This window comes from Streptomyces sp. NPDC030995 (assembly GCF_055571215.1).
Genome location: NZ_JBVIFS010000019.1, coordinates 99,293 through 125,875, shown reverse-complemented (window position 1 = coordinate 125,875; position 26,583 = coordinate 99,293). Strand labels below are relative to the sequence as shown.

The window sequence follows — 26,583 nt, the reverse complement described above, 5'->3', positions numbered from 1 at the left end:
CGGGGGGCGTTTCATAGGTGTTCGCTCGTGAAACACGGCGGCGTCCGCCGATCAAGCTGCAAGGTGGCCGTCCAATACCACACCGCCCGCTTCCGGCTCGTGACCCAACTCGCCAAGGCCCTGAACGTACCGACCCCCGCCCTGCGCAAGCCCGGCCGTTCGGTGATCTTACGGGCGCCTCACGATTCAGGATGGGCCAGCCGGCCGAGCAGCTCCACCGCCTCGTTGACAGCGACCGGCTGGAAGAAGCGCGCGTCGGCCTCTTCGACGGCGGCGATCGCGCGCGGCGCCAGCTCAGCGCCGGCGTCGGTGGCCCGCAGTCGCTTGGCGCGGGTGTCGGCGGGATCGACCTCGCGCTCGATCAACCCCTTGGCCTCCAGGGCGCGCAGGACCTGCGAGGTCATCTTGACGTCGGTGCCGGCCTGGCGGGCCAGGGCCAGTTGGTTGGGCCGTTCGCCCTGCGTGTTGAACCACCAGGTGCAGGCCAGCAGCACGAACTGGACGTGGGTGAGGCCGAGCGGGGCGAGGGCCGCGGCGATGCCGCGCTGCCAGCGCAGCGTGGCGTGCCAGAGCAGGAACCCGGGGCTCTCGCCCGGTGCGAGGGCCATCAGTCGCACGCCAGGTCGACGAGGGCGGCCATGGTCGAGGGCCAGTCGGCGGTGATGGCCGGGCCGATTTCGGGGCCGACCTCATCGGCCGCCACCCCGGTGATCTCCATCCGGTACGTCACCCGCGTACGCAGGCGCTCGCCCCGGTCGAGCCGGTGGACCGTGCGCAGGACCAGGCCGTCGAACCGGGCCTCGTCCACGAACAGCTCGTCGGCGGCCGCCTCGGCGATCCGCAGGTGCACCGGGTCCGGGCCTGCCGGGTTCATCACGATCTCGGTCCCCGCGGCGAACGGACCGTTGATCTCGATGCTCTCGATGTCAGCGTTCCACTTTCCCCAGTTCTCGACGTCGGCCCACAGGCGCCAGATCGCCTCGGGCGCGGCAGTGGTCTCGGTGCTGTGCTCGTACGTCCACATCAGGCGGTCTCCTCGGTCCGAAAGTCTTCGCACAGATTATCTGCGCGCAGCCTATCTGTCCATGAGCATCCCGGAGAATCCCGGCCCCGGGTGTCAGGCGCGGAGAGCGGCGTCGAGCTCGCGAATGAACTCCCCCACGCGCCCGCCTCCGGGCGGTGCGGCCGGCAGACGGCCGAGCACCGCGGTGACCTCGGTTGGTGCGTGATGACGCGCCCATTCGAGGGTCCCCGCGGTGACGCGCCGGTCTTCCCCGGATGCCAGCTCTTCCGCTCGCGCCGCATGCGCCGCCGCACCGAGAATGTGTTTCACCTGATGCGCGCTCGCCTTGGGATGAAGGTACGCAGCGGCCGCCGCATGGCTCGCTGCTCGTGCGGCGTCGACCGCAGCGGGTGAAGCGGCTTCTCGCGCCGCTCTGTGCGCCGCCCACGCACTCTGCCGCAGAGCGCCGGTGCGCCGGCCGCCCCCGGCGAAAGCGTGCGCCGCATCGATGGCGTCGCGAGGGCGCGTGTCGGCGGGCAGGCTCTGTTCGAAGATCGACAGCACCCTGCGCGCGCAGTCTGCGGCGTAGCCCGCGATCCGACGGAGTTCGTGTTCGCTCAGCTCGATCTTGTCCGACTCGGTTGGCACGGCTCAATCTTGCCGCAGCCAGCCCGTCCCCTCCGCAACCGCCGTCGTGAGGTCGTGCGCCACCGCGTGCTCCGTTGCCCGCACCTGACATGCTTCGTCTCATGTTGATGGTTGATGTCCTGGCAGACGTGGCGAAGACGGGTCGGCTGGGGCCCGTGTTCATCGGAGCCGACTGGGGCGACGTGGTCGCAGCCCTCGGTGAGCCGTGGGATGCCGGATCCATGAGCGGGGACGGCGAGTTGCCGCGTCTCTTCGGCTACGGGGACCTTGAGCTGAGTGTCTGCCACTGCCGGAAGGTCTCTCTCATCTGCATCCAGACCTGGCGCGACGCCGTCGCGCTCCCCCGGCCCGTGGTCGAGGGGACGGGGACCTTCCCCGCGGGGCTCACGTACGCGGAGGTGGTTTCCGCCCTGGACGGCGCCGGCTGCGCCTGGGAGCCCTACCCCGCGCTGACCTTCGGTGATCAATGCACGCTCGTGGCGCTCCCGTCAGGAGCGCACTTCACCTTCGAGATTCCCGAGGATGAAGAGCCCGTGCTGAACGTCGTGGGCCTGCCGGGCGACGGACACGACTGCTCGGCACGGGCCACAAGCCGAGATCACTGACGAGCGTGCCGTCGCTATCCGAGGGGGATCCGGCCGCTCGGATGGTCCTTCGCCCTGCACCACCAGAGCGCTTCGCCTTCGTGCGTGACGGCGTGCAAGCCCTTGTCGTGTTCCGGGCAGAGCGGCCACAGCCGGCCGTAGCGGTCGGCGAGGTACGTCTGGATGGCGTCGGCCACTTCCGCGCGGACCCCGGCGGGTTCGAACGACTGGATGGCCGACTCGGCCACCGTGACGATCCCCGCCGGAAAGTCGGTCGAAGGATGGGTGAGTTCCGGACGGATGCCGATACGGAGGTCCGTGTCCCGCTCGGCGGAGGCGGCCACCGGGGGGAGCGCCTCCAGGACGCACCGCGCCTTCCGCTCGAACGCGATCCGCGCGAAGCGGTCCGCGGGCAGCTCCCCGTGCTCGCGGTAGACGTCCCGGATCCAGTCGGCCGGCCGGCTCTCGGCGATCTGCCAGCCCAGCTCGGATTGGACGCGCTCCAACCACTGCTCGAAGAGCTGTTCGTAGCGGAGCTCGCGCTCGTTGCCGGCCATGTGGTTGTCCACCTCTCGATGGTAAACGAATCGGCTGACCCGGCCGGAGGGGCCGGGTCAGCCGCGGGTTCCCGCTCGAACCGTCAGGGCGGCTCAGCGGGGGTCAGTGCTTTTCGGTGCGGTCAGTAGCGGTAGCTGCCTCCGCCTCCGAAGTTCTGGAACCGGTCCCAGTAGTACTTCTGGTAGCCGACCTGGGCGGTGCCGCGCGCGTGGAACTGCACGGAGTCCCCCGGGTCGTTCCAGCACGTGAAGCCCCAGCAGCTGTGCTTGCCCCGGGCTCCGTTGCCGTACCAGTAGCCGTGGAAGTTGTACCAGCCCAGTTCGCCGTGGCTGTAGCTGCTGGCGAAGACCCGGTGTCCGCTGACCGACAGCTCGTAGCGCCAGCCGGCGTAGATGTAGGCGCTGCTCCAGCCCCTGCGGAACCACATGTCCCACTGCAGCGAGCACTTGTGCGAGGACCTGTCGCAGATGCGGCGCATGCGGACGCAGTTGAAGGAGTTGCAGTCCGTCTGCACGCGCTCCATGAGCGCCGTGCCGTCCAGGTCGTACTTGTTGCGGGGATCGGCACAGGCGTACTCGTACCGGTTGCAGCTGCCGCCCGCGATCGGGTCGATCGACAGGAAGCGGCCGACGGCCGGGCTGTAGAGCCTGGCACCCATGAGGGTGAGTCCGGCGGGCGTCTCGGTGGAACGCTGGTGGCCGCCCAGCCAGCTGTAGCGGCTGGCCGTCTGGCCGGCACGGGCGTTGCCGTACTCGTCGTGGTCCAGGGCGACCGGGGGCTGGCCGGCGTCCAGGGGCAGCTGCAGGGCCACGTCTCCGTGGATGTTGGTCAGCTGCAGGACGGTGCTTCCGGTCTTGCCCGTGGTGGCCGCGAGTCCTCCGGCGAGGCCGTCGACGTTGCGGGTCAGGGCGCCGGTGGAGATGTTCTCCACGATCCACCGGGGGTTGTCGCCGTCACCGGCGTAGTGGTTGACCTTGGACGCGGTCTGGGTCCACGTGGAGCCGCTGCCGGTCTCCACCGTCCAGGAGCGGTACCGCAGGGCGGGATCGAGCGCCCAGGTCTGGCGCGTGCCGTTCGCGGTGTGCTGCTGCGCGAGGTCGTTGGCGTAGTAGCCGAGCGTGGTACCCGGCAGAGCCGTGGTGCGGCCGAACGCGTCGTAGGCGTAGCCCGTGTCGACGAGCCGGTCGGCACTGTCGTGGGTGTGGGTGGTGGTGGTGCCTCCGGTGGTGGGGCAGTCCGCGCCGGGGGCTCCGGTCACGGCGGTCAGGGACTTGCGGTTGGCGCGTGCGTCGAAGGTGTAGTCACGGCGCGTGCACAGGGTGTTGGAGGTGTCGTCGACGCCGGTCAGGCGGCCGATGCCGTCGTAGCGGTAGTCCTGGGTGGACCAGCCCGCGTGGGACGCGGCCTGACCGTGGATCGTCTCGTTCACCGTGTCGGAGTAGACGGTGGTTCCGTCACTGTCACGGGTGTAGGTGCGGGCTACCGCGGCCCCGGCCGGGTCCTGCGTGACCGTCGCCGAGTAGCCACCGGGCAGCTTCTCGGTCACGACGGAGCCGTTCGGTCCGTAGACGGCCTGGAAGGTGCCGGCGACGGAGTCGGTGACCGCCGTCGGCAGGCCCCGGGGCTCGGTGGTGTGGTCGTAGGCGTACGTGACGGTCGAGGGCGCGTTGTCGGCGAGCTTGACCGGCCGGTTGAGCAGGTCGTACTCGGTCGTGGTGGTGCCGCCGTCGGCGTCGGTGTAGGAGATCACCCGGCCGAGCTTGTCGAACGTCTTGGTGACCGAACCGCCGGTCGCCGAGGTGGTCTTCACGGCCCGGCCGGTGACCGGGTCGTACTCGGTGGTGATGTCCGGGACGGCCTGGCCGACCCCGCCGGTGGTCGAGACCTTGGTCGCACGGCCGGCGCCGTCGTAGGTGGTGGTCGAGGTGCGGGTGGACCCGTTCGCCGTGTCGATGGTCTTGGCCGCGTTGCCGAACCAGTCGTACTCGGTGGTCGTGGTCGGCAGCTGCGACGGGTTGGTGCCGCCGCCGGTGATCGCTCCCCCCGGACCGGTGGAGCAGACCTGGTCGGCCCACTCCGGGCGGCCCTGGCACGTGCCGGTACCGGTCGCGGACCAGTAGGCGGTCACGCGGGTCGCCGCGTCGGTGCCGGTGGCACCGGGCGAGCGCTGCTTGACGACGCGGCCCTGGGCGTCGTACTCCGTCGTCTCGGTGATCGAGAGACCGCCCGGGTTCTTGATCACCTGGGTGGGCAGGCCCTTGGCCCAGTCGTACAGGGTCTGTACCGCGCGGGTCTCACCGTGGACGGTCGGGTGCTCGCGCACCTGCGCACCACTGGTGACCTTGGTGACCTGGTCGCTGACCTTCGCGCTGCCGTCCGTGGGGCGGCCCGCGTCGTACTCGGTGACGGTCCAGGGCCGCGCGGTCACCGACGTGCCGGCGGGGACGAGCACGGTGGTGCCCGACTTCAGGTCGGCGGTCAGGTCGATCCGGCGCAGCGGACCGAATTCCTCCAGCTGCCGGGTCCCGGCGTCGTTGTAGACCGTCCGGTTGGCCAGCAGGTCGGCGCGCTCGGCGGTGGTGAGCCGTTCGATGCCGAGGTCGGCCTGGGTGGCCTGTGCTGCCGGGCCGGCGCCGAGGGCGATGGCCCGGTTGCCCGCGCCGAGTTCGCGGACCGGGTTGCCGAAGCGGTCGTACTCGGTGGTGGAGATGTGGCCGCCCGGGGCGGCGAGGTTGGACTCCCGGCCGGAGACCCCCATGTAGTGCACGGTGGCCCGCTTGTAGGCGGCCGCCGTCAGGGAGCTGCCGGTGTGGGAGGCCGGGACGGCGTCGGCGGGGAAGACCGCGGTCGCGTCGGTCGGGGCGTCGAGCTGGCCCCAGGCCTTCACGTCGGCGGTGCCCATCGCGTACGGCGCACTGGTGCCGGTCAGCGGTACGTCGTAGACCACGGCGGTGGCCGCGGTGCCTTCCTCCACGTCGGCGGTGCCCGGCTTCAGGCCGGACCGGGAGGCCTTGAAGAGCATCCCCTCCCCGGCGGTCGCGGCATTGCCGGCCTTGCCGTAGGTGAAGGTCCACGGCAGCTCACCGGGCGGGGTCAGCCGGGTGACGCGGCCCGCGGTGTCGTACTCGTACGCGGTTTTCAGCGCCGGGGAGATCCGCGGGTTCCACGTCTCACGGAGCCGCCCGTCGCTGTCGTACGCGTAGGTGGCGATCTCCTGGGCGGTGGAGGTGGCGGCTCCGGGCGCGGTGGCCCACAGGCGGACGCTCTTCAGCTGGCCGAGGACGTCACCGAAGGCACCCGCGGTGGCGGTGGTGGCGGACGGGTAGACGAACTCCAGCATCCGGCAGCCCTTGGTGGCCGGGGTCGCCGCGCAGGTTGCGGCCTGGGCGGCCGAGGTGGGCGCAATGATCCACTGCGGGAAGGCGACCGCCTTGCCCCCGTAGGTGGTCTTGCCGGAGATGATCTTGGTCTCGGTGTTGGTCAGTCCGTCCCGCAGGGTCGAGGAGACCTGCCAGGTCGGCACTGCGGGGTCGGGCTTGGTGAAGGCGGTCACCGTGCCCTGGCCGTCGGACAGGGTGAAGGATCCGGTGACGCTGCCGCTGAGGACGAGGCCCTCCGCGCCGGGCTCGGGGATCCAGCCGTTCTTCGCCGCGTTGGCGGTGAAGTGCAGTTCGTCGCCGTCGGACTCGGTCACGGCGACCGCGGTGTCGGAGATCCGCCGGATGTGGGAGTAGTCGGCGGTGCCGAGCTCGGCGACGGTGCCGGCCACCCACTCCTTGCCGAAGATGGGCGCCTGGCCCTCGCTGGCGGCGCCCTTGTCCGGGGTACGGGAGGAGGCGGTGCGGGAGACCGAGAGGCCGAAGGCCGAGGCGTCATCGGCGGAGAGGTCGAAGTCGCCGGTGAGCAGGTTCACCGAACCGGGGCCGACAGCGGAGGAGACCGCGCCGGAGGCGTTGCGGTCCACGACCGCGGTCAGCGGCTCCGTCGCTCCGGTGGCCGCGCCCGGTCCGGTGAAGTCGGCCTTGATCTGGACGGTGCCGTCGGGATCGACCGTGTCGGTGGCGTTCCACACCAGCGGCGCGGTCTTGCCGCCCGTGAGCGGGACGGGCCATGCCGTCAGCGGGGTGCCGCCGGCGGTGACGTGGCCGGGCGGGATCTGCGTCCACGCGTCGGCTTCGGAACGCCGCCAGGAGAAGGTCGCGTTGTCGTACTTGGAGCCGTCCGCCTCGGCCAGCAGCGGCAGCCGGCGGGCGGTGCGCTCGCCGTCACCGGGCTGGACGAAGCCGCCCGGACCCGCGTGGAAGGTGTACGCGACCGGCTCGGACTTGTTGTCCGCCTTGTCGACGGTGCGGACCTCCAGGGTGTGGGTGCCGTCCTTGGGCGGAGTGACCGAGATGGCCTTCGCACCGGAGGCGCCACCCGTGGCGACCTTGGTCCAGGTGGTCCCGTCCAGGGACCATTCCAGCCAGTTGTGGTCGGCCGCGGGCGGGGTGACGGTGAAGGTTCCGGCCTGACCGGCGCCCTTGACCCAGCCGTTCGACGGGTAGTCGGTGGAGGTGACGGCGGACGGGGCGGAGGGAGCGGAGGTGTCGACCGTGAAGGTCTTCCAGGCCGACCAACCGAGGTTGTAGTGCGTGCCGTCGTAGGGGCTGGTGCGGAACTTGTAGGTCTTGCCGTTGGTGAGGACCCCGGCGGGCACGCTCACGGAGGCGACCTGGCCGGAGGGAACGAAGGGTGACACCAGCACGTTGCCGACCTGGGTGTCGGTCGCGCTGTCGAAGATCTGGAAGGTGCCGTTGATCTTGTCGCCGTTGGCGTCGGTGAAGGTGTCACGCAGGGTGGGCGTGAGCGAGTTCACGACGTAGGCGCCGCCGTAGGAGAAGAACGGGGCGCCCGCCTCCTGCTTGGTGCCCGTCTTCGGACGGTAGTTGTACGTGACGGTCAGCTTGGGCGGGTTGGCGGCGGCGTTGGCGGAGTTGACCCGCTTCCACTGCTTGATGTTGTTCTCGTCCGTGGCCCGCAGGCCCATACCGGAGAACGCCCACTTGTTGTTCGCCCAGTGCTGGACCAGGCTCGTGACGTCCGCGTTGATCCAGCCGTCCGGGGCCGAGGTACAGGCGGGGTTGCCCTTGGTCTCGGTGGAAGTGGCCATCTTGGTGACCATCGCCGGCTGGCTCGTCCAGCGGGAGGCGGTGGAGGCGTTGTTCGCCGTCCACACCTCCCAAGGCTGAGCGGTGCAGTCGGTGTTGCCGGAGTGGAAGTTCCACAGGGACAGCTGGGCACTGGAGACCAGCGCGTCCGCGACCGGGGCGGTGTTCCAGGTGATGAAGGAACGGGCGGTGCGGAAGGTTCCGTCGCCGTTCTTCGTGCCCGGGTTGCCGAGGTCGAGCTCGGTGTCGTTGGACCAGTCGACGGTCTCGCCCTGCTGGACGTAGGTGTCGAAGAGGTTGCCCAGCGAGGACGTCGAAGGGTCGACGGTCACGGGGTACTTGGTGGCCGCGTCCGAGAGGAAGGCAGCGTCCGGGGTGATGACGAGGTCGACGCCGTCCTTGGCCTTGACGACCTTCAGACCGACCTTCGCGCGGCGGGTGTGCTCACCGGAGACGGGGTCGACGGTGGCGTCCCACATGACCGGTGCCGGCATCGTCGCGGTCTTGTTCGACTTCTTGTCGGTGAACAGCACACTGCCGTCCGCCTGCTGCTCGACCTTCAGACCCTTGGTCTTCAGCGGCAGCGTGTACGAGAAACCGGCCGCGGGCTTCGCCTTCACCTCGACGAACTGCTCGAAGCCGGTGCGGGTCGCCTCGACGACCACGTCCGCGCCCGGCACCGCCTCCGGGTAGGTGGCGCGGGTGCCGTCCAGCGTCGGCGCGGGCAGGCCGCCCCGCCACTGGAGGGTGATCGCCTCGTCGCCCTGGCCGAGCGTGACCAGGTCGGTGGCGGGCGCCTGCTGCGCCGCCTTGAGCGAGGCGGCCTTGGAACCGGACTTGCCTCCGAGCCGCAGGCCCTTGGGGTGGGCCTTGGCGGCGACGGAGCCGTCCGGGGCGGCCAGCAGCGCGACGTCGACGTCACGCCAGTCACCCGACGCACCGTCGCGGAAGCGGATCGGACCGGCCGCCACCTCGGTCGTGAGCGAACCGTCCTTGTTCGCCCACGTCGTGGACGTCTCGGTCCGCTCGGACAGGGCCTCCACCCGCGCGCCGGACAGGCGTGCGGCCACCCGGGCCGCAGCGATGTCCGCTGCCTGCGTGGCAGTCGCCTGCCGTGTGTCGCCGGTCTTCGGTGCCGTCAGGGGGGCGGCGATGGCCGGCGCCGTGGAGCCGTAGAGGGCGGAGACCGCCATCCCGAAAGCCAGCCCGAAGGTGACGGAACGCCGTGAAGCGGAACCTCGGCGTCTGCGGCGCCCCCCGTCGGGAGGCTGGGTCGACATGGGTATCCGGAAGGACAAAGAAACCCCCAGGTGAGATGCAGTGGAAATGCCTGCCGCCTCGAAGTCGTGCAGGCACGCAGGGAAGATATCCACCGGAAAAACGGCCAATCGGGGGCAAGTTGCGTGAACCGTGGGGATCTGCGCGATGAATGTTATTTGATCTTGATTGACTCCTCGTTCGATTGATTCCGGTTGCGTCTGGTTACCGCCGGTTCGACAAAGCACACCCGGCACGGCGGCGCCAGGCTCCGGGGCCGACCGGCCGCCCGGCCGCGGGTGCGGTCGGGCGGCAGGTCGGCCGGTCGGCCACCTCCGGGGTGTCAGGCGGCCGCGCCCCCGGCGTTCCGCTTCTCGGGCCTCATTCGGCGGACTCGGGTGTTCCGAAACGCTCGACGATGAGCGCCGCCAGCACGTCCGGTTGTTCGGTCAGGAAGTAGTGCCCGCCGCCGGCGATTTCCTCCAGCTCGATCTGCGTCGCGTAGCGCTCCCACCTGAGGTACTCGCGCTCGTATCCCTCGGTCACGCTGTCCGCATCACCCATCACGACCACAACCGGAACGGTCAGCCGCTTCTCCTGGTCCTTCTCCGCCTCGATCTGGAAGAGGAGTCCCTGGGTCATGTCGTGCCGGATCACGTTCAGGACGGTCTGCAGGTCGGAGTCGTCGAGTGCTCCGTTGAACCCCCCGATCGATGCCATGTAGGCGTGGAGGGACTCCGCCGGCAAGTTCGTGGCCACTTCCAGCTGGGCCCCCGGGTCGACTTCGGGCAGGGCGGCTCCGATGTACAGGGCGGCCGGGTGCCGGCCCGTCTGCTCGAGCCGTCGCGCCACCGCCACCGCGAGTGAGGAACCGGCGCAGTGGCCGTACAGGGCGAAGGGGCCGCTGATGGAACTGCTGATCTCAGCGGCGATCAGGTCGACGCTGTCGGCCATGGACAGCAGGGGTTCCTCGGGCTGCGTCGGATCGTGACCGGGCAACGCGGCCGCCCACAGCTCCATGCCGGGCGACAGCTCGGCGGCGAGGCCCTGGAAGGCCGCGGCGGTGCCGCCTCCGTACGGGATGCAGACGAGCGTGAAGTCCGCCTCGTGCCGGGTCAGCGGACGGAGGATCGGCTGCTTGCCGTCCGACTCCGCCAGTTCCAGGATGCGGCGGGCGAGCCGTAGCGGGGTGGGGTTCTGGAACACGTCCAGTACCGAGAGTCCTTGTCCGGCCCGGCGGGCGAGGCGCACCGCCTTGACGGAGTCACCGCCCAGATCGAAGAAGTCGTCGTCGGCGGAGATGTCCGAGATCCCGAGGGCATGGCCGAAGGCGTCGATGACGTCCCGCTCCAGGGGAGTCTCCCCGGCCGAACCGCCCGGAGCGCGAGTGCGGGCGTACACCGGCTCGGGCAGGGCTCGGCGGTCGAGTTTGCCGTTGGCCGTCAGAGGGATCTCGTCGATCCCCATGATGGCGGCCGGCACCATGTGGGGAGGCAGGCGAAGCGCGAGGAGACGGCGCAGGTCGGCCGGATCCGCATCACCCGAGCCGTCCTCCAGCACCGCGTAGGCGATCAGCGTGTCGTCTCCGACCGCGTCCTTCCGCGCCACCACGCAGGCCGTCGTGACGCCCGGGCACGCGCGCAGCCCGGCCTCGATCTCTCCCAGCTCGATGCGGTAGCCCCGGATCTTCACCTGGTCGTCCGCACGGCCCCGGTACTGGAGGAGCCCGTCGCTCTGCCGACGGGCGAGGTCCCCGGACCGGTACATCCTCGATCCGGGAGCCCCGAACGGGTCGGCGACGAACCTGCTGGAAGTGAGCCCCGGCCGGTCCCGGTACCCGCGGGCCACCTGGTCCCCGGCGACGTAGATCTCGCCTGTGACACCGGGAGGAACGGGCTGGAGGTTCCCGTCGAGCAGGTAGAGCGCCAGCCCCGGCAGGCTCTGGCCGATCAGGCTCCCGGCTTGGGACGCGCGAGGCGCACTGTCGAGCGCCACGTGGCTGGAATGAACCGTGGTCTCCGTGATCCCGTACATGTTGACCAGAACCGGAGCGTCGTCGGCGTGCAGCCCGTACCAGTCCTCCAGGCGGGCCAGGTCGAGCGCCTCGCCGCCGAACACCACGTAGCGCAGGGCGAGTCGTTCCCCGGTCGCCGGATCGTCCTTGTTCGCTTGGAGCAGCTGGTAGAAGGCCGAAGGGGTCTGGCTGAGGATGCTCACCTTCTCTTCGACCAGCAGCCGCAGGAGCTCGTCCGGCGAACGCCTCGTCGTGGTGGGGACCACGACGAGGCACCCTCCGTGCAGCAGCGGTCCCCACAGTTCCCAGACGGAGAAGTCGAACGAGTACGAGTGGGCCATCGACCACACGTCGGAGGCGCGGAAATCGAAGAGTTCCCGCGTGGCGGCGAACAGGGCCAGGACGTTCCGGTGCGGTACGACCACCCCCTTGGGGCGTCCCGTGGAACCCGATGTGTAGATGACGTAGGCGGTGTTGTCCTGCGACTTGGGGCAGCGGAGTTCGCCGGGCTCCAGGTCGTGGCGGGGAAGACCGGCCAGGCGGCGGAGGGTGGACGCGGCGTCGATTTCCACGGCGGGAACGTCCGGCCGGGAGGCGCCGGCGGCCGCCACGCCCGACGTCGTGAGCAGCAGGAGGGGATCCGCGTCCTGGAGCAGGAACGCGATCCGGTCCTCGGGGTAGTCGGGGTCGACCGGGAGGTACGCGGCTCCGGACTTGAGCACCGCCAGCAGCGCGACGACGAGGTCGACCGTCTGCGGCATCGCGACGGCCACGAGCCGTTCCGGGCCGGCGCCGTGCTGGACGAGCAGCCGCGCCAGTCGGTTCGCCCGGGAGTTCAGTTCCTCGTAGGACAACGACGAAGTCCCGCACTTCACGGCCGGTGCGGCGGGGGTTTCGGCGACCTGCGCCTCGAAGGCTTCGGCGAGGGTGTGCTGCGGATCCGCTGCCGGCGTCGTCCGATGCGGGCGGACCTCCAGGAACCGGCGGCGCTCGGCGGCGTCGAGCAGGTCGACCTCTCCGATGCGGCATCCGGCATCCGTGACCACCTGGTGCAGGAAGGCCTCGAACCTCGCCCGGTGGTCCTTGAGGTCATCGGCGGTGTAGAGGCCCGCGTTGGCGTCGAACCCGAACTTCAGACCCCGTGGCGTTTCGTAAGCGCCGAACATGAAGTCTTCGATCGGGCCGGGCGTGAGGTTCTGGTGCCGGGCGGGGCACTCTCCGAAGGACAGCCCGGAGCCGAGCGACAGGACGTTGGCGATGGGACCGAAGATGCGGGCGTCCCCGTGCTTCCGCCGCAATTCGCGGCGCAACTCCTCGAAGCGGTACCGGCGGTGACCGCGGGTCTCCTTGATCTTGCCGGCGACCTGCTCGATGAGCTCCGAGAAGCGCAGGGTGCGAGGGACGGACAGCCGCAGCGGAATCACGTTGGACACCATGCCCGGAGTGGTCGCCGAAGGTCCCGGCCGGCGGTTCGCCACCGGCATCCCGACGACGACTTCGGCTGACCCGGTGAGGCGACTGACGTATGCGGCGAACGCCGCGATCACCACTCGAGGCAGGTTCGTCCCGTGAGCGCGTGCGCACTCGTACACGAGGCCCGTCAGTTCGGCGGTGGCGTGCCAGGTCTCCCTGACCGGCACCCCCGCCGGCATCATCGAATCGTCGCTCAGGCCGGGTACGTGCTCGATTCCCTCGAACTCGTTCAACCAGTAGCGGCGGTCTTCCGAGAACTCGGCGGACGAGCGGTAGCGCTGATCCTCTTCGACCAGGGAGAGCAGGGTGTCGAACTGCGTTGCGGGAACGGCCCGATGAGCGGTCAGGGCGTCGTAGACCTCGGCCGCGCGGCGAGTCAGGAGGTGCGTGCTGACACCGTCGGCGCCCAGGTGGTGGAGTTGGTAGAACCAGACGTGCCTTTCCGGGGATATCCGGAGAATCGCATGACGCTGCGTCTCACCCAGGACCGGGTTGAGCGGGCTGTCGACCTTCGCGCTCATCCAGTCCTGGGCCGCCGTCCACGGCTCGTCCTCACCGGTGAAGTCGACGAGGGGAACGTCCACGGACTCGTGGGATTCCACTCGCTGCCAGGGCCCGTCGGCGTCCTCACCGCAGGATATGCGCAGCGCCTCCGCCTCTTGTGCGGTGCGGCGGACCGCTTCCCGAAGTAAGTCAGGGCTCACCCGGCCGGGTATGTCCAGGAACTCGCTGATGGTGTGTGCGAGCTTGGAGTCGTCCAGTTGCAGTCCGTACCAGATTCCGGCTTGGCCTTCGGTCAGCGGGAGCCTGGGTGCAGACGAGTTTTCCATGGTTCAAGAAACCCCGGTTCATGAGGGAATGGCGCGCCCTCTGCCATCCGGAAGGCGCACGCCGATGACCGGATCCATGTTCGGGTCCGTGACCCGAGGGTAATCATTCGATTCCCGTGGAAGAGGAAACCGAAATGCAAATTGAAAGGTTCCGTTTGCATGCACAATCGCGCGAAGTGCCGCCCGCCGGGGCCGTCGACCCCCGGGCTGCTCGTCAGCCGCGCTCGAAGCAGTGCGAGTGGCCGATCACGCGGAAGCCGCGGCGCTCGTACCAGCGTCGTGGCCAGTCCGCCGCATCAGCGGTCAGGAACCGGGTTCCGCAAGCCTTGTCGGCCGCCATGCGAAGGGCGGTGCCGAGGACGGCATCGGCGTAACCGCGCTTGAGGTGTGCCTGCGAGGTGATCAGGTCCTCGATCTGGGCTGTGCCGGTTGCCGGGTCCAGATAGAGGTCGGCCCATGAGGCGACCTCGCCCGTCGCCGTGCGGGCACCGATGAAGTGAACGGCGTCGGCCCCGCGGCGGCGGGCCTCGCGTCGGTCGACGAGGTGACGCAGGACCTCGTCGTCGACGTCCGGAAGGAAGCCCCGCCATCGCCGGGTGAGTGGGAGACGTATCGCGTCGAGGTCCACTTCCTCCGCGCCTCCGCCTGCCGGTACCGGGCCCGCGTGCAGCATGACAAGGTAGGTGGAGTGGGTGTATCCGGCCCGGACAAGCGGCTCGGCGCACGCCGCCCCGACCTCGTCGTCGAGGACGGAGATCAGCCGGTGTGGCAGATGCCCCAGTGCCTGCTCCGCAATGGCGGGCAGCGCCTCGGTGTCCACGGCCGTGTCGATGACGACCTGGTTGTTCGCCCGGGAGTGCGCGAAGGCGTCGTCATACACGGCGAAACCGCCGGGGAGGTCGACGGTACGCGCGGCCTGGCGGCGGGCGAAGGCAGACAGGAAGGTGCTGATCCGCTGCAGTTCTGAGTCCGGCATGAGGGGAGCGTAGGCAGCCGCGCCCATGACCGCCTACGCATTTTCCCCGGGCAGAGCCGCGCGCCGGCGGGCCGAGCACGACCGGACGGTGAGGGGGCCGCCGGGGAGCCGCGTGTGCCGATATTCGTTTCGTGCCGTGTGGGAGGCGCCGTACCGTGGCGCGGTGACGACTCGGATGATCATTCTCAACGGTGGTTCCAGCTCGGGGAAGTCCGGGATCGTACGGTGCCTGCAGGCCGTACTGCCGGATCCGTGGCTGGCGTTCGGATGCGACTCGTTCGTCGACGCCATGCCCGCGAGGATGCAGGCGTCGGACGCGGGGATCACGTTCGCCGCGGACGGCGGGGTGAGCGTCGGGGAGGACTTCCGGGCGCTGGAGGCGGCCTGGATGGAAGGCATCGTGGCGATGGCCCGTGCAGGCGCCAAGGTCATCATCGATGACGTCTTCCTCGGCGGAGCGGCCTCCCAGCAGCGGTGGCAGAAGGCGCTTGGCGGACTGGCCGTGCTGTGGGTCGGCGTCAGGTGTGAGAGCGCTGTCGCCGCGGGCCGTGAGGTCGCACGAGGAGACCGGGTTCCGGGGATGGCAGCGTCGCAGGCGGATGTGGTGCACGAGGGGGTGCTCTACGACCTGGAGGTGGACACGACGCGCTCCGAGTCCCTGCTGTGCGCCCGAACCATCGCCGCCCACGTCAGCTGATCGACATCTCCAGCTGCCAGAACAGCCGGTTTCCCAAGCACTGCGTCAGGTACGGAACACCGTCCGTGTACCCGGATCCGCGCCCATCGCCGAGCATGCGCGCGGCAAGGCTGCGGTGGGCCGACTTCCACCGCTGGTGCCTGCTTTCCAGTCGGCTCAGCGCCGCGTCGAGGCGATGCCACTCCGCCCGGCCGGAGCCTCCCTCCCCACGGAGGTCGAGGTATGCCTGGGCAACCGTGTCGTGGCCGGCGTCTTCGGCTTCGGCTCGTACGGCGGGCACGCTCGTGAAGGCGGCCGACCGCAAGCGCGGGACGGGCGGAACGCCGCACAGGCTCTCGAACCGCTTGTATTGTTCGGACTGAATAGCGCTGGCGCCTTGGGTGTACTGCCGGAAAGCGGAGAATTGCTCCGCCCGCATCGTGGCGGCTATGCGGAAGAGCGCACCGGCGCGCTCGAACATTGCAACCGCATGGTCTATTCGCTCCACACTTTCTTCCAGTCGCTCTGCGCGCAATGCTCCGATGGTCGCCTTCATGTCTGCCGCTATCGCAGTGAAGAGTATTTCGTGGGCCTGCAGGACGCGGATGAAAAAATACTCGTCGTGCAGTACGTAGACGGGCTGGACGGTCACGTCGAACCACCTCCAGGCATCCGTTGCCGGTGGCCGGGGCAGGTGATCGGCGAGATCCTCCAGGCGGGACCGGGTTGCGTGCGCCATCCGTGACGGGAGATCGCCGGCCTCCGACCGGCCGAGGCCCTGCGTCACGAGCCGCAGGGCGTGCCGCAACCGTGTGGCCAGCGTCGCGGGATCCGGGCGGCCCCTTCCCGGCCCCTCGCGCGATCCGCCCGCCGCCTTGATCTCGAAGCGAACGATGTCGGATATGAGCAGGGTGGACATCCGGTCCGCGCTCGGCGCGGAATGCCGTTCGTCCATGAGGAGCTCCAGGACCGGCAGAGCAAGGTAGGTGCGATTCCAGAAACGCCCCTCGTGTTTGTCGAGCGCGCATTCGAGAAAAGCATCGAGGAACGGGCGGTCCGTGGCGTGCCGATGTCGAATGTCACTCAACTGCACCAGAATCCGCTCCGGCAGGAAATGTTTTCCGGTCCGCCGCACGTTTTCCGTGACGGACCGGGCCAGGGAGATACCGTCGGAGTCCACCGGCACCTGATCGGCGGCCGCCCATTTCTTGACCTCCCGATGGGTCGCCCTGTATCGCATCGCGCAGTTCTCAGAGGCCATCGCCACTTGTCTCTCCCAACGTCGTCGTGCATCGCGCTGTCCCGCACGAGGTACCGGAGTCCACTAGGCATGATCGAAAGGCCGCACGTCATGTCTCGGGAATTCGTGTCTTGACAGACGTGAGACGTCCAGGCCCGGGCCGGGCGGGCGGGCCGGGCCAGGCCGGGCCGCATACGGACCCGGTTGAGCCCAAGCCCCAAGCCCGAAGGCCCGAGCCCGAAACCCGAAGCGGCGCTGAAGGCGCAGCGGATAGGGTGACCGGATGATCGAAGTTCGTCGCGCTGGGCCGGGTGACGGGGACGTCCTCGGTGAGATTCACGCCAGGGCCTGGGAGGTCGCGTACGCGCCCTTCTTTGATCCGGAGTTCGCCGCACGCGGTGTCCAGAGCAGGCGGACACGGTGGCACGAGAGGGTCGAACGGGAAACGCCGACGACCCTGCTCGCCGAACACGACGGCCGCCCCCTGGCACTGTCCGCGTTCGGTCCGTCCTCAACTCGGCCGGGACTGGCGGAGATCCACAGCTTCTACAGCCACCCCGACAGCTGGGGCAGCGGCGTTGCCGCGGTCTTGATGACGGAGACACTGCGCCGCGTGCGCGACCACGGATTCACCCGAGTACACCTGTGGACGCTGCACGACACCCCACGATCCCGCCGCTTCTACACCAAGTGCGGCTTCACCGAGAGCGGCAGCGCGCGCCCGTTCGACTTCGGCGATGGCAGCCCACTGGAGCAGATCGAATACGAGCGACCGTGTTGAGCTTCAGCCGAGCTGTTCGGCCAGTCCGACGATGATGCCCTCGGGGCCGCGGACGTAGCAGAGCCGATAGCTGTCCTCGTACTGCGCCAGCTCGCCGACGAGTTCGGCGCCGTGGGTGCGCAGGCGCGCAACGACGTCCTCGATGTCGTCGACGGCGAACATGATGCGACGGATGCCCAGCGTGTTCGCCGGCGCGTCCTTCGGCTCGGGGCGGATCGCCTTCGGCGTGTGGAACTTCGCCAGTTCGATCCGGCCGTGGCCGTCCGGGGTCCGCAGCATCGCGATGTCCTGTCGGACGTCGTCGAGCCCGATGACACGCTCCGCCCAACGTCCCTCGATCGGAGCCTTGCCCTCCAGCTCCATGCCGAGTTCGACGAAGAACGAAATGACAGCGTCGAGGTCGTCGACAACGATGAGGACGTTGTCCATCCGCTGGATCGCCATGCCAGGTCTCCTTGGTGTGGGTACGGCCACGGTGGCCGCACCCGCCGCTGAGACGGAGCGGCCAGGCCGTTCTCGACATCCTCTGCCACATCGTCGGTCGCTGACCGACACCGACACCCGACCGGAGTACCCCGGCGCGCCGCGGACCGCACCTCGGTCGCAGTGTGGGAGGGATGAGCGAGACCGCTTCCCCCGAGCGTCGCCCGCGCCGCAGGCGCTTCGAACCCGCCGTCGGCCGCCAGAGCGATTGCTACTCGGGCTGGGCGTGACCCCTCATCATGGTGCCATGACCATCGAAGTTCGCCCGGCTTCGGTCTTCGAGGACGTCCGCACCCTGCTCGGCCCGAAGTCCCCCGGATCCAACGTCTGCTGGTGCCTGAGCTACCGCATCCCGTCCAAGCTCAACAACGAGCTTCGCGGTGCGGCCCGCGGTGAATACGTCGCCGACCTGTGCCGTGACCAACCCCCTCCGGGCGTGATCGCCTACGACGACGGCGAGCCCGTCGGCTGGGCCGCCGTGGCACCGCGCTCGGACACCTCCTTCGCCCGCAGCCGGAAGATCCCGCACGTCGACGACCTGCCGGTCTGGTCCCTGTGGTGCATCCGCGTACGCCCCGGTCACCGGCGCAGAGGGATCTCCCACGCCCTCATCACGGGCGCCGTCGACTTCGCCCGTACCCACGGCGCCCCCGCGATCGAGGCCTACCCCCTCGACAACGGTGATGCCAGGGTCGACCTGACGATGGCCTACGCCGGAATCCGGAAGAACTTCGAACGCGCCGGGTTCACCCACGCCGCCGACACCACGTCGGTTCTGGCCGGTCACCCCCGCATCCTGATGCGGCTCGACCTGCGCTGACACAACGGCCCAGGCCTCCACCGCCGGCACCACACGCGTGCCGCCGCCGCACGTCCGCAATGTTGCAGAGGACTCTATGCAGAGAGTCCTCTGCAACTTAGGCTGTCGGCATGAGCGATGAAAGCAAGCGACTCCCAACGGACCGTCACAAGCCCGTACGGCGTCTCGACGCCCGCAGCCTGCGCGGGCTGGCGCACCCCTTGAGGATGAGCATCCTCGACATGCTGACCCTCGACGGCCCTGCCACGGCCACCGGTCTGTCCGCACGCCTCGGCGAGAACACCGGCACCGTCAGCTGGCACCTGCGGCAGCTTGCCGAGCACGGGTTCATCGAAGAGGAAACCGGCCGGGGCACCAAGCGTGAACGCTGGTGGCGAGCCGTGGAGGACACGAAGATCCTGGAGACCGCCGAGTTCAGCGACGACCCCGAAGCCAGAGGCCCGATGTCCGTCTACATGCACGAGTTGGTGCAGCAGTACTTCAGCCGGGTCACGCATTACCTGAGCGAGAGCTGGGACGGTGACTGGCAGCGCGCCGGGACGATCGGTGACTGGCGGGATCTACGACTGACGCCGGCGCAGCTCACGTCACTCAACGACGAGCTGATGGCTGTCATCGCCCGCCACACTCCTCCTGCAGGCACAGAGCCTGCGCCCGGGGCGCTGCCGGTCATCGTGCAGATTCAGTCGTTCCCCCGCAAAGCCGTAGAGCGGAGCGAGGGGTGAGCCGGGAAACGAACGTCAGTCTTCTGCGTCGGCATCGGGACTTTCGCCTGCTGTGGTGTGGTGAGACCGCGGGAAAGTTCGGTGCTTCGGTCACCGCTGTGGCGATGCCCCTGATCGCTGTCTCAACCCTGCACGCCAGCACATTGGAGGTCGGCTTACTGAGCGCCTCGGCCTGGCTGCCCTGGCTGGTGATCGGACTCCCCGTGGGCGTCTGGGTCGACCGGATGCGCCGCAGGCCCGTCATGGTGACCGCTGCCGCGGTGTCCTTCCTGCTCTTCGCCGCTGTTCCCCTCGCACAGCGGACCGGCCACCTGAGCATCGGCCTGCTGATGGCCATCGCCGTGCTGACGGGCACCGCCGGGGTCTTCTTCCAGACCGCCTACAGCGCCTATCTCCCCAGCCTTCTCGACCCCGAGGACCAGCCCGAGGGCAATGCCAAACTCCACGGCAGCGCGTCCGCCGCACAGATCGGCGGTCTCGGTTCCGCCGGTGTGATCGGGCAGACCGTCGGCGTGGTGAACGCCATGTTCGCCAACGCGGCGACGTTCCTCCTGTCCCTCCTCTGCCTGGTCAGCATCCGCCATCGGGAGCCCCGCCCCCAGAGGCCGACCGTCCGCAAAGCACTGTTGAGCGAGGTCGGTGAAGGCTTGCGGCTGGTCGCGGGCGATCCCTGGCTCCGTACACTGACGCTGTTCGGAGCCGCCTCGAACCTGGCTCTCATGGGCTATCAGTCCATCCAGGTCGTCTTTCTCGTCGATGCCGTCGGCCTGGCTCCGGGCGCTGTCGGTGGACTCATCGCGGCCACCAGCGCGGGCGGTATCGCCGGGGCCCTCATCGCACGCCGCGCTGCCGGCCGCATCGGGACGGCCCGTGCCGTTTTGCTGTTCGAGCTCGGGTTCGCGATGTTCGCCCTGCTCATCCCGGCCGCCTTCACCGGACCGGGGCTCCTCCTCTTCGTCGCGGGCGGATTCTGCGTAGCGGCGGGCGTGGTCGCCGGAAACGTCATCAAGGCGAGCTTCCAGCAGCGCTATTGCCCGCCGGAGCTGCTCGGGCGCCTGACCGCGAGCACGGCCTTCCTCAACTTCGGCACGATCCCGCTGGGGGCCCTGCTCGGCGGATGGCTCGGAACGGTCTACGACCTCCGCACCGCCATGTGGATCGCGACGGCGGGAGTACCACTCGCCGCACTCGTCCTGGTCTTCTCCCCGATCCGGCGCACGCGCGACCTGCCCACGACCCCGTACTCCCGGAACGGCCCGGGGTCGGTTCCCCGGCAGAGCCTGTCCCCGCAGTCACACTGACACCCGCACGGTCAGCGGGTCGACGCAGAAGGCGGCAAGGGACATGGGCTCGCCCGTCATGTCGGCCCGCGCGGCCGGAACCGCGCGCCGTGCCCGCGCGTCTGTCGCGAACATGGGAGAGAAAACAGCGAGACAGGCATCGGGCACGAGCGTGGGGGGCATAGACGCCGTCGGACGCCTCCTCGCCGGTGTGGGCGCGACGGCCGGCGTGTTCATATGGACGCCGCGGGCGGCATTCAGTATCGACGGTGGCTTCGAGGCCCACGCCCGTGACCTGAGCGTGCTCTACGTCGATCTGCCGCTCATCGTGCTCGGCGGCATTCTGATTCCGCTTTCCACCTGGACCCTGACCCTACGCTGGGCGCGGCGCCCCTGGGTCGCGGCGCTCGCGGCCGTGGCCACGCTCGCCCTCGGCTTGTGGGGTCTCACCGAGTGGTACACCCCCCGCCAAGACCCCGACCCCGGCTACGAGGGGGGTCTCTGACTTCGCCTGCCACCCGGCCGGTGCTTGGCAGGCGAGGTCCTCCGCGGGGATCCTGCCCGGCCGGATACGGGTCGAAGATGACTGAACCACCCCGGGCACGGTACGAAGTCTCCTGTGAACCATGAGATCCAGCCCGCGACCGTTCGGATATTCATCGCGCTCGCCCCGCCCGACGACGCGAAGGAAGAACTGGCACGGGAACTGCACCCCTCCTACGAGGCCTACCCGCGCATGCGGTGGAACCGCATCGAGGACTGGCACATCACCCTGGCGTTCCTCGGGGAGCTCCCCGTCACGGCCATTCCCCTCCTGCGACCGCCCCTGGCGGACCTCGCAGCAACGCACCAGCCCCTGCAACTGGCGCTGCGCGGCGGCGGGCACTTCGACGAACGAGTCCTGTGGGGCGGAATCGACGGAGACATCGACGGGCTGCACCTGCTCGCCACCCAGGTACGCGCCGTAGTCAAGGAGTGCGGAATCGCCTTCGTGGACCGGCCGCTACGCCCGCACCTGACACTCGCCCGAGCCCGCCGCAACGACGTCACCTCCGCGGTCGAAGCCGCCACTCGGCTCTCCGCATTCACCGGCCGCCCTTGGCACACCGAGCGCCTCCACCTCGTCGCGAGCAACCTCGGCCGCGGCCCGGGTCCCATCCACTACCGCGACGTCGATGCCTGGAACTTCGGCAGCGGGGGCTGAAGTCCCCCGTGAGCCCCTGCGCGGCGGCGGCGCGTACGACGATCAGTCGACGACGAAGAGCCGGGCACCCTCCTGAGTGCTGGAGCGGTGCGGCTCCATGTCGTCGCCGACCTGGTAGCTGCTGCCCGCCTTGATACCCGGTCCTCCACTTGACCCCAGAGCCAGCCGCGAAGGAGCGGCAGGTCCTGCCCGGTGGCCCTGGCGATGTCCCACGCATGGATCGCGGCGTCGTGCGGCGCGGCGGCGGTGCCGAGGCTGGCGGGCATCGGCCCCGTGGGGGTGGGCACACTCTCAGATCGAACCGCCCGCCTCGCGCACCACCCCCGCGGCCCCTCTGGACGTCAGGCGAGATGCGCGCGGGCTACCCAGTGATGGTCGTGGGAAGGGCAAAGACGCTCGGGGGGAGAGGGCAGCCATGCGCATGCACCTTCGGAAAGCTGCCTCAACGTGTATGCCTCTGCTTGCCAGCCGCGCTGGCCCAGGAAGCCGCCGAAATCATCCAAGCCGAGCTGGAACGCGGATCCTCGGGACTTCATGAACGCCAGGAACTTCTCATTGACCGGATCACTATAGAATTCGGCATGCGGTGCATCGATGAGCAGAATCGAACCCCGGCTCGACATCTTCTTGACGTTCGTGATCAGCCGAGTGAAATGTTCGAGCTGCAGGTACGGCAGCAGGCCTTCAATGACCCAGACGGTAGGCCTGTCCGGTGCGTAGCCGGCGGCTTGCAGTTGCTGGGGCCATGTGTCGTGGCGAAGGTCTGCGCTGAGGGAAACACGGCGGCAGGTGAGCTGGTCTTCGACCGGTGCGAGAAGCTTCTCCTTGGCTTCCAGCTGGCCCGGCAGGTCGATTTCGAAAAACTGAGTGCTCTCGGGAAGAGCAAGACGCCAGGCGCGAGTGTCGCTGCCCGCCGCGAGGCAGACCACTTGCGTGATTCCTTCGGCGACCGCCTGGCTGAGTGCGATGTCACCGAAACGGCCTCGCACAATCACGGATCCGACGGTACCGCCGGCGGCCAGCGCCTCGTCGGCCATCATCTTCGACTGGGGTGTGCTCAACAGCGCGGCATAACGATCCACCAGGTACGGGTCAGGCCGATCGTTTTCCATGGCTCTGATGACGGCGGTTATGAAACTGGTTTCCTTAACGGCCTCAGACTTGTCATCCTGCCGGGCTGTGTCTGTCACTCTGCACTCCAGGTGTTGCGCCGCATGGCCGGCTGATGATGTTAACTGACAGACAGTGAGGGTCGTGAATTGACCCAGTCCTGATCGAATTTCCCTGTCACGGCATAGCTGCGGGATATTTCCGCGAGTTCCTCTTCGCTGAAGACATCACTTACGTCTCCAAATCCATGGGGGGCCCTTTCATGAGCCAGGGTGATGACTCTTTCCGGCCCCATGGAGCGATTGCTCTTTTGAAGTTCCGTCATCTGCGGTCGGCGTTCGTCTTCATAGGCCTGCAACCCGTTGCCCGCGTCGGAGTGTGCGGCAAGATGCCACGCAAGCACTCGCGCGTCAATGATGGCCTGTGTGGCTCCGTTGGATCCGGCAGGGTACATCGCGTGGGCGGCGTCACCCAGGAGTGTCACGTTGTGGAACGTCCACCGCGGGATGGGATCCCTGTCGATCATCGGGTATTTCTGTACGTGCGACGTATTGTCCAGGAGGCCGGCCAGGTCTACCCCAGGGGGTGACCATTCGCCGAATTGCCGCAAGACTGCCTTCCGCTTTTCTGAAGCGTCCCCTGAGGGCTGCTGGAGCTCGTCGGTTTCCCTTTCCGGGAAGGCTGCCACCCAGTTGATCAGAGTTTTGCCCGTCGTTTCGTCCTTGTCGATCGGGTACAGGACGAGCCGCCTTCTGTCATCCCCCAGCACAGCCATTGAACTTCCTGTGAGGAACGCATCTCCCCAGGCAGTTCCTCGATACAGTGTCATACCGTTTGTCGGGGGAGGGCCCTCGGCAGGATAAAACGCCGCTCGCACGGTCGAATGAATGCCGTCTGCGCCGATGAGTACGTCCGTATCGACGGTCCGCCTGGAACCGTCCCTGCCTGTGAAGAGTCCGCAGGTCCTGCCGGGCTCATTGACCAGGCCGACGAGTCGGGCGTCAGTGACGACAGCACTGTCGCCCAGGCGGCGCCGCACCTCCGCGGCCAGGACCGAGACGAGGTGAGAGCGCGATATCGAGATCTGGGGCCATTTGTAACCGGCCAGGAGTCCGCGGTCTTCCCGCCACACAAGATTTCCGTGCGGGTTGTACATCGCCAATTCTCGCGTGCGGATTGCCCGATGCAGCAACTCGTCCAGCAATCCGAGTTCGGCGAGCTCACGAACAGCGTTGGGCAGTATGTTGAGCCCGAGCCCGTGCGGGCGGAGATCGGGATCGGACTCGAAGACGGTAATGTCTTCAAATCCTGCCGCGTGAAGACTGATTGCGGCGGCCAGTCCGGCTATCCCGGACCCGGCAACGGTGATTTTCGTCGCCTTCACTTCACTCCCGTAGGTCACGGCGTATGAATTCACTTCGCAGCGGTCGCGCCGATCATGGCTCCGTTTTGCCTTGTGAGGGTGAGGATCTCTTCAAGGAGCTCCACGCTCCCTCCCCCACTGCCCAGTTCGTAGAGCCCGACCTCCACGTGATAGGCACGTCGTGCCATCACCAAGTGTTTTCCGCGAAACGAAGTGAGCGATCTCAGTGCTTGCCGCAGACCTCTTGCACTGGACTGCACGCGCTCCGTCTCGGGCGACGCGCAGGAATCAGCAAGAGCCGCAGCGACTCGAGAGGCTATGGAGGGCATTTCTGTCCACTCCGAATACCGCTCCTGCCAGCTGGGCAGAGTATGCAGGGCAACCTCGTCGCAAAACTTCAGATACTCTCGGCTCCCTCGATCGGATGCCCACAGCAGTACGTCGATCAGGAAGAGCGGGATGTGCGCGGCAGCCGGTCCCATGTACTTCTGGCCCGCTATGTGAACATCCTCGAAGAACGGCCTGAGCACCTGGGCAAAGAATTCAGGTGTGACCTTCTCAATCACACTGCCCATCGCCCTGTCGGCTGCCGTTATATGCGATGCGAGGGACTCCATCTTGTCGGCGTAAGCAGGACTACCTGGTTCTTCGTCCTGCAGAGAGCGGCCGACTTCAACGGCGTGTGCGAGATCCGGCACGCAGGTGCGCACGGCACCGATGAGACTGCGCTCCATTTGGTGTCCGCTGTAGAGCCGCTCCCTCTCACCCACCGGATTCCAGCACGTGTAGTGGTACACCGTGTCCCGCGGGATCATGTGCGTACGCTGCCCCAGCAGTTCAAATGATCCGGTTGCGCCGGGGATGATATCGAAGGCAGACACGCCATGCCTTTTGAGGCTTCCCAGGTACATGCCCAGATCGCGCATGGCCGCGAGGCACTCGGGGAGCGTGAAAGCGGCGACGCACTCTTTGGAGGGAAGCGCCTCACTGAGGACCCGCGCCAACGCGTCGATGTCTGCGGATTCATTCATTTTCGACAATGTGCGAAGGTCTTCGTCCAGCTTCAGCGGGTCAAGCCGCCTGACCTTCTCATTGCCTTCCTCGGAAGTTACATCTATATCGGTCTTGCAGTGCATGTGAACCAACTCTTCCGATGAGGCTTCATTTTCACTCCTGGTTCAGCGATTCGTACCGCTCGCTATCCAGCTTCGTCTCGACGATCAGGCGGAGCCCGCTTGAGTACATGGTCGTGCACCTTTGACGGAATCCGCTCCCGCGCCCCGCGGCGCATAATCCCGCCAGTTACCGTGGCCTCGGCCCCCCGGAAGCAATTTCGACGTTAGCAGTCGGAGGACACATCAGACAGATTCACTCCGCATTCGTCCCCGTGCATTTTGCATATTGACAAGCTTCGTCTGGCCTTTCCCGAGGCGAGCCGGGCGGCGCCGCTAACGCGGACGCGGTGGCGGCGTCGACTCCCTGGCCTGACTGGCTGGAACTACCCCTGGTGCTCGGTGAGCCACTATGAGTAACGTCGCCTCCGTCAAGATCAGGTTCGGAGGAGCACCATGGGCGAGACACAGGCAGCAGCTGCCCTTGCCGAGCAGATCCCTCCGCTCGTCGACGCCATTCCCCCTCAGATGATCCGGGAATTCAGGACGGCGGGCAGGCTGGCTACGGGGCTGCGCATCATCTCGTCGAAGGATGACGCGGCAGGAATCGCGGTCTCCGATCGCATGACCACTCAGATCCAGGGCTCGGTCCAGGCGTCGCGGAACGCCAACGACGCCATCTCCTTTGCGCAGATCACCGAAGGCGCCCTGCAGGAGGTCACCAGCGAACTCCACCGCATCCGCACGCTGACGGTGCAGGCAGCCAATGGGACAGACGGCAAGAGTGACCGGACTGCCATCCAGCAGGAGATCCAGCAGCGCCTCGAGGCGATCGAAACCGTATCGAAGCAGACCCGGTTCGACGGGACGAACGTGCTGGCTCAGGACAACACCCTGGCCTTCCAGGTCGGCCCGAATGACGGCAACACCATCGAAGTGGCGATGAAGAAGATGGACGTCAGCACGCTGGGCCTGACGGGCTACGACGTCACGAGTCAGGCCGACGACTCCCGGCCCGCCCTCGTGGACCCCCTGGCCGCCATCGACGATGCCCTGATCCAGGTCACCCACTACCGCTCGACCCTGGGCTCCATCAACGAGACCGAGGCTCGGTCCCGTGTCCAGGACACCGACTACGCGGCCGAGACCGCCAATTGTGTGCAGTCCAGCATCCTCCAGCAGGCCGGCATCGCTGTGCTCGCACAGGTCAACGCGCAGCCCCGGAGCATCCTGCCGCTCCTTCAGAACCTCGGCTAGCAACCAGCCCCGGGGCCTCGCGGGTTTGGCGCCGGAACG

The 26,583-nt window shown here is 68.1% G+C and carries 21 protein-coding genes; 9 read left to right on the top strand and 12 right to left on the bottom strand.

Annotation, left to right across the window (positions count from 1 at the left end; all coding sequences use genetic code 11):
• Nucleotides 1-179 precede the first annotated feature (179 nt).
• The 3 genes from ACZ45T_RS26095 to ACZ45T_RS26085 form a co-directional block, all read right to left on the bottom strand.
• On the bottom strand, nucleotides 180-608 hold the full coding sequence (locus ACZ45T_RS26095) for a MarR family winged helix-turn-helix transcriptional regulator (RefSeq protein WP_468445277.1): 429 nt from the start codon (nucleotides 606-608) through the stop codon (nucleotides 180-182).
• Nucleotides 608-1,024 carry an SRPBCC family protein gene (locus tag ACZ45T_RS26090; protein ID WP_468445275.1) on the bottom strand — a complete coding sequence of 139 codons (417 nt, stop codon included), beginning with the start codon at nucleotides 1,022-1,024 and terminating at the stop codon, nucleotides 608-610. Before ACZ45T_RS26090 ends, ACZ45T_RS26095 begins: the two co-directional genes overlap by 1 nt.
• Before the next feature lie 93 nt (nucleotides 1,025-1,117).
• Nucleotides 1,118-1,651, bottom strand: a complete 534-nt coding sequence (locus ACZ45T_RS26085; RefSeq protein WP_468445273.1) for a putative immunity protein — start codon at nucleotides 1,649-1,651, stop codon at nucleotides 1,118-1,120.
• Nucleotides 1,652-1,752: 101 nt separating this feature from the next.
• Here ACZ45T_RS26085 and ACZ45T_RS26080 point away from each other — a divergent pair, with 101 nt between their 5' ends.
• Nucleotides 1,753-2,256: a hypothetical protein gene (locus ACZ45T_RS26080; RefSeq protein ID WP_468445271.1), complete on the top strand. Its 504-nt coding sequence runs from the start codon at nucleotides 1,753-1,755 to the stop codon at nucleotides 2,254-2,256.
• A gap of 14 nt (nucleotides 2,257-2,270) precedes the next feature.
• Here ACZ45T_RS26080 and ACZ45T_RS26075 read toward each other — a convergent pair whose 3' ends face one another.
• From ACZ45T_RS26075 to ACZ45T_RS26060, 4 genes are all read right to left on the bottom strand, one after another.
• On the bottom strand, nucleotides 2,271-2,804 hold the full coding sequence (locus ACZ45T_RS26075) for a hypothetical protein (RefSeq protein ID WP_468445269.1): 534 nt from the start codon (nucleotides 2,802-2,804) through the stop codon (nucleotides 2,271-2,273).
• Between the two features lie 110 nt (nucleotides 2,805-2,914).
• Entirely contained in the window at nucleotides 2,915-9,136 is a 6,222-nt protein-coding gene (locus ACZ45T_RS26070; RefSeq protein WP_468445267.1) for a DNRLRE domain-containing protein, read from the bottom strand.
• Nucleotides 9,137-9,581: 445 nt separating this feature from the next.
• Nucleotides 9,582-13,517, bottom strand: a complete 3,936-nt coding sequence (locus ACZ45T_RS26065; protein ID WP_468445265.1) for an amino acid adenylation domain-containing protein — start codon at nucleotides 13,515-13,517, stop codon at nucleotides 9,582-9,584.
• Nucleotides 13,518-13,731: 214 nt separating this feature from the next.
• Nucleotides 13,732-14,493: a GNAT family N-acetyltransferase gene (locus tag ACZ45T_RS26060; RefSeq protein ID WP_468445263.1), complete on the bottom strand. Its 762-nt coding sequence runs from the start codon at nucleotides 14,491-14,493 to the stop codon at nucleotides 13,732-13,734.
• Nucleotides 14,494-14,656: 163 nt separating this feature from the next.
• Here ACZ45T_RS26060 and cpt point away from each other — a divergent pair, with 163 nt between their 5' ends.
• Entirely contained in the window at nucleotides 14,657-15,190 is a 534-nt protein-coding gene (cpt, locus tag ACZ45T_RS26055) for a chloramphenicol phosphotransferase CPT (RefSeq protein WP_468445261.1), read from the top strand.
• On the opposite strand, the gene ACZ45T_RS26050 is transcribed toward cpt, so the two are convergent.
• Entirely contained in the window at nucleotides 15,183-16,430 is a 1,248-nt protein-coding gene (locus ACZ45T_RS26050) for a tryptophan 2,3-dioxygenase family protein (protein ID WP_468445328.1), read from the bottom strand. The genes cpt and ACZ45T_RS26050 overlap by 8 nt on opposite strands.
• Before the next feature lie 262 nt (nucleotides 16,431-16,692).
• Here ACZ45T_RS26050 and ACZ45T_RS26045 point away from each other — a divergent pair, with 262 nt between their 5' ends.
• On the top strand, nucleotides 16,693-17,190 hold the full coding sequence (locus ACZ45T_RS26045; RefSeq protein WP_468445259.1) for a GNAT family N-acetyltransferase: 498 nt from the start codon (nucleotides 16,693-16,695) through the stop codon (nucleotides 17,188-17,190).
• A gap of 3 nt (nucleotides 17,191-17,193) precedes the next feature.
• On the opposite strand, the gene ACZ45T_RS26040 is transcribed toward ACZ45T_RS26045, so the two are convergent.
• Nucleotides 17,194-17,634 (bottom strand): VOC family protein, encoded by a 441-nt coding sequence (locus ACZ45T_RS26040; protein ID WP_468445257.1) that lies wholly within the window; start codon nucleotides 17,632-17,634, stop codon nucleotides 17,194-17,196.
• Between the two features lie 286 nt (nucleotides 17,635-17,920).
• Between ACZ45T_RS26040 and ACZ45T_RS26035 the strand changes: the two genes are divergently transcribed.
• The 5 genes from ACZ45T_RS26035 (at nucleotide 17,921) to thpR (ending at nucleotide 21,702) form a co-directional block, all read left to right on the top strand.
• Nucleotides 17,921-18,493, top strand: coding sequence for a GNAT family N-acetyltransferase (locus tag ACZ45T_RS26035; protein WP_468445255.1), 573 nt, complete (start codon nucleotides 17,921-17,923; stop codon nucleotides 18,491-18,493).
• 110 nt (nucleotides 18,494-18,603) lie between these two features.
• The gene (locus ACZ45T_RS26030) at nucleotides 18,604-19,218 is read left to right on the top strand and encodes an ArsR/SmtB family transcription factor (RefSeq protein ID WP_468445253.1); all 615 of its coding nucleotides are present in this window, start codon (nucleotides 18,604-18,606) and stop codon (nucleotides 19,216-19,218) included.
• Nucleotides 19,215-20,519: an MFS transporter gene (locus ACZ45T_RS26025; protein ID WP_468445251.1), complete on the top strand. Its 1,305-nt coding sequence runs from the start codon at nucleotides 19,215-19,217 to the stop codon at nucleotides 20,517-20,519. Before ACZ45T_RS26030 ends, ACZ45T_RS26025 begins: the two co-directional genes overlap by 4 nt.
• A 43-nt stretch (nucleotides 20,520-20,562) precedes the next feature.
• A complete protein-coding gene (locus ACZ45T_RS26020; protein WP_468445249.1) occupies nucleotides 20,563-21,003 on the top strand; it encodes a hypothetical protein in 441 nt (146 codons plus the stop codon).
• A gap of 114 nt (nucleotides 21,004-21,117) precedes the next feature.
• The gene (thpR, locus tag ACZ45T_RS26015) at nucleotides 21,118-21,702 is read left to right on the top strand and encodes an RNA 2',3'-cyclic phosphodiesterase (RefSeq protein WP_468445247.1); all 585 of its coding nucleotides are present in this window, start codon (nucleotides 21,118-21,120) and stop codon (nucleotides 21,700-21,702) included.
• Between the two features lie 341 nt (nucleotides 21,703-22,043).
• Here thpR and ACZ45T_RS26010 read toward each other — a convergent pair whose 3' ends face one another.
• From ACZ45T_RS26010 to ACZ45T_RS26000, 3 genes are read right to left on the bottom strand one after another with little or no spacing between them, the layout of a single operon-like run.
• On the bottom strand, nucleotides 22,044-22,892 hold the full coding sequence (locus tag ACZ45T_RS26010) for a class I SAM-dependent methyltransferase (RefSeq protein WP_468445245.1): 849 nt from the start codon (nucleotides 22,890-22,892) through the stop codon (nucleotides 22,044-22,046).
• Between the two features lie 41 nt (nucleotides 22,893-22,933).
• Nucleotides 22,934-24,214, bottom strand: a complete 1,281-nt coding sequence (locus ACZ45T_RS26005; RefSeq protein WP_468445243.1) for an FAD-dependent monooxygenase — start codon at nucleotides 24,212-24,214, stop codon at nucleotides 22,934-22,936.
• A gap of 11 nt (nucleotides 24,215-24,225) precedes the next feature.
• Nucleotides 24,226-25,311, bottom strand: a complete 1,086-nt coding sequence (locus tag ACZ45T_RS26000; RefSeq protein ID WP_468445241.1) for a monodechloroaminopyrrolnitrin synthase PrnB family protein — start codon at nucleotides 25,309-25,311, stop codon at nucleotides 24,226-24,228.
• A 432-nt stretch (nucleotides 25,312-25,743) separates the two neighbouring features.
• Here ACZ45T_RS26000 and ACZ45T_RS25995 point away from each other — a divergent pair, with 432 nt between their 5' ends.
• Nucleotides 25,744-26,544: a flagellin N-terminal helical domain-containing protein gene (locus ACZ45T_RS25995; RefSeq protein WP_468445239.1), complete on the top strand. Its 801-nt coding sequence runs from the start codon at nucleotides 25,744-25,746 to the stop codon at nucleotides 26,542-26,544.
• The last annotated feature ends 39 nt before the right edge of the window (nucleotides 26,545-26,583 follow it).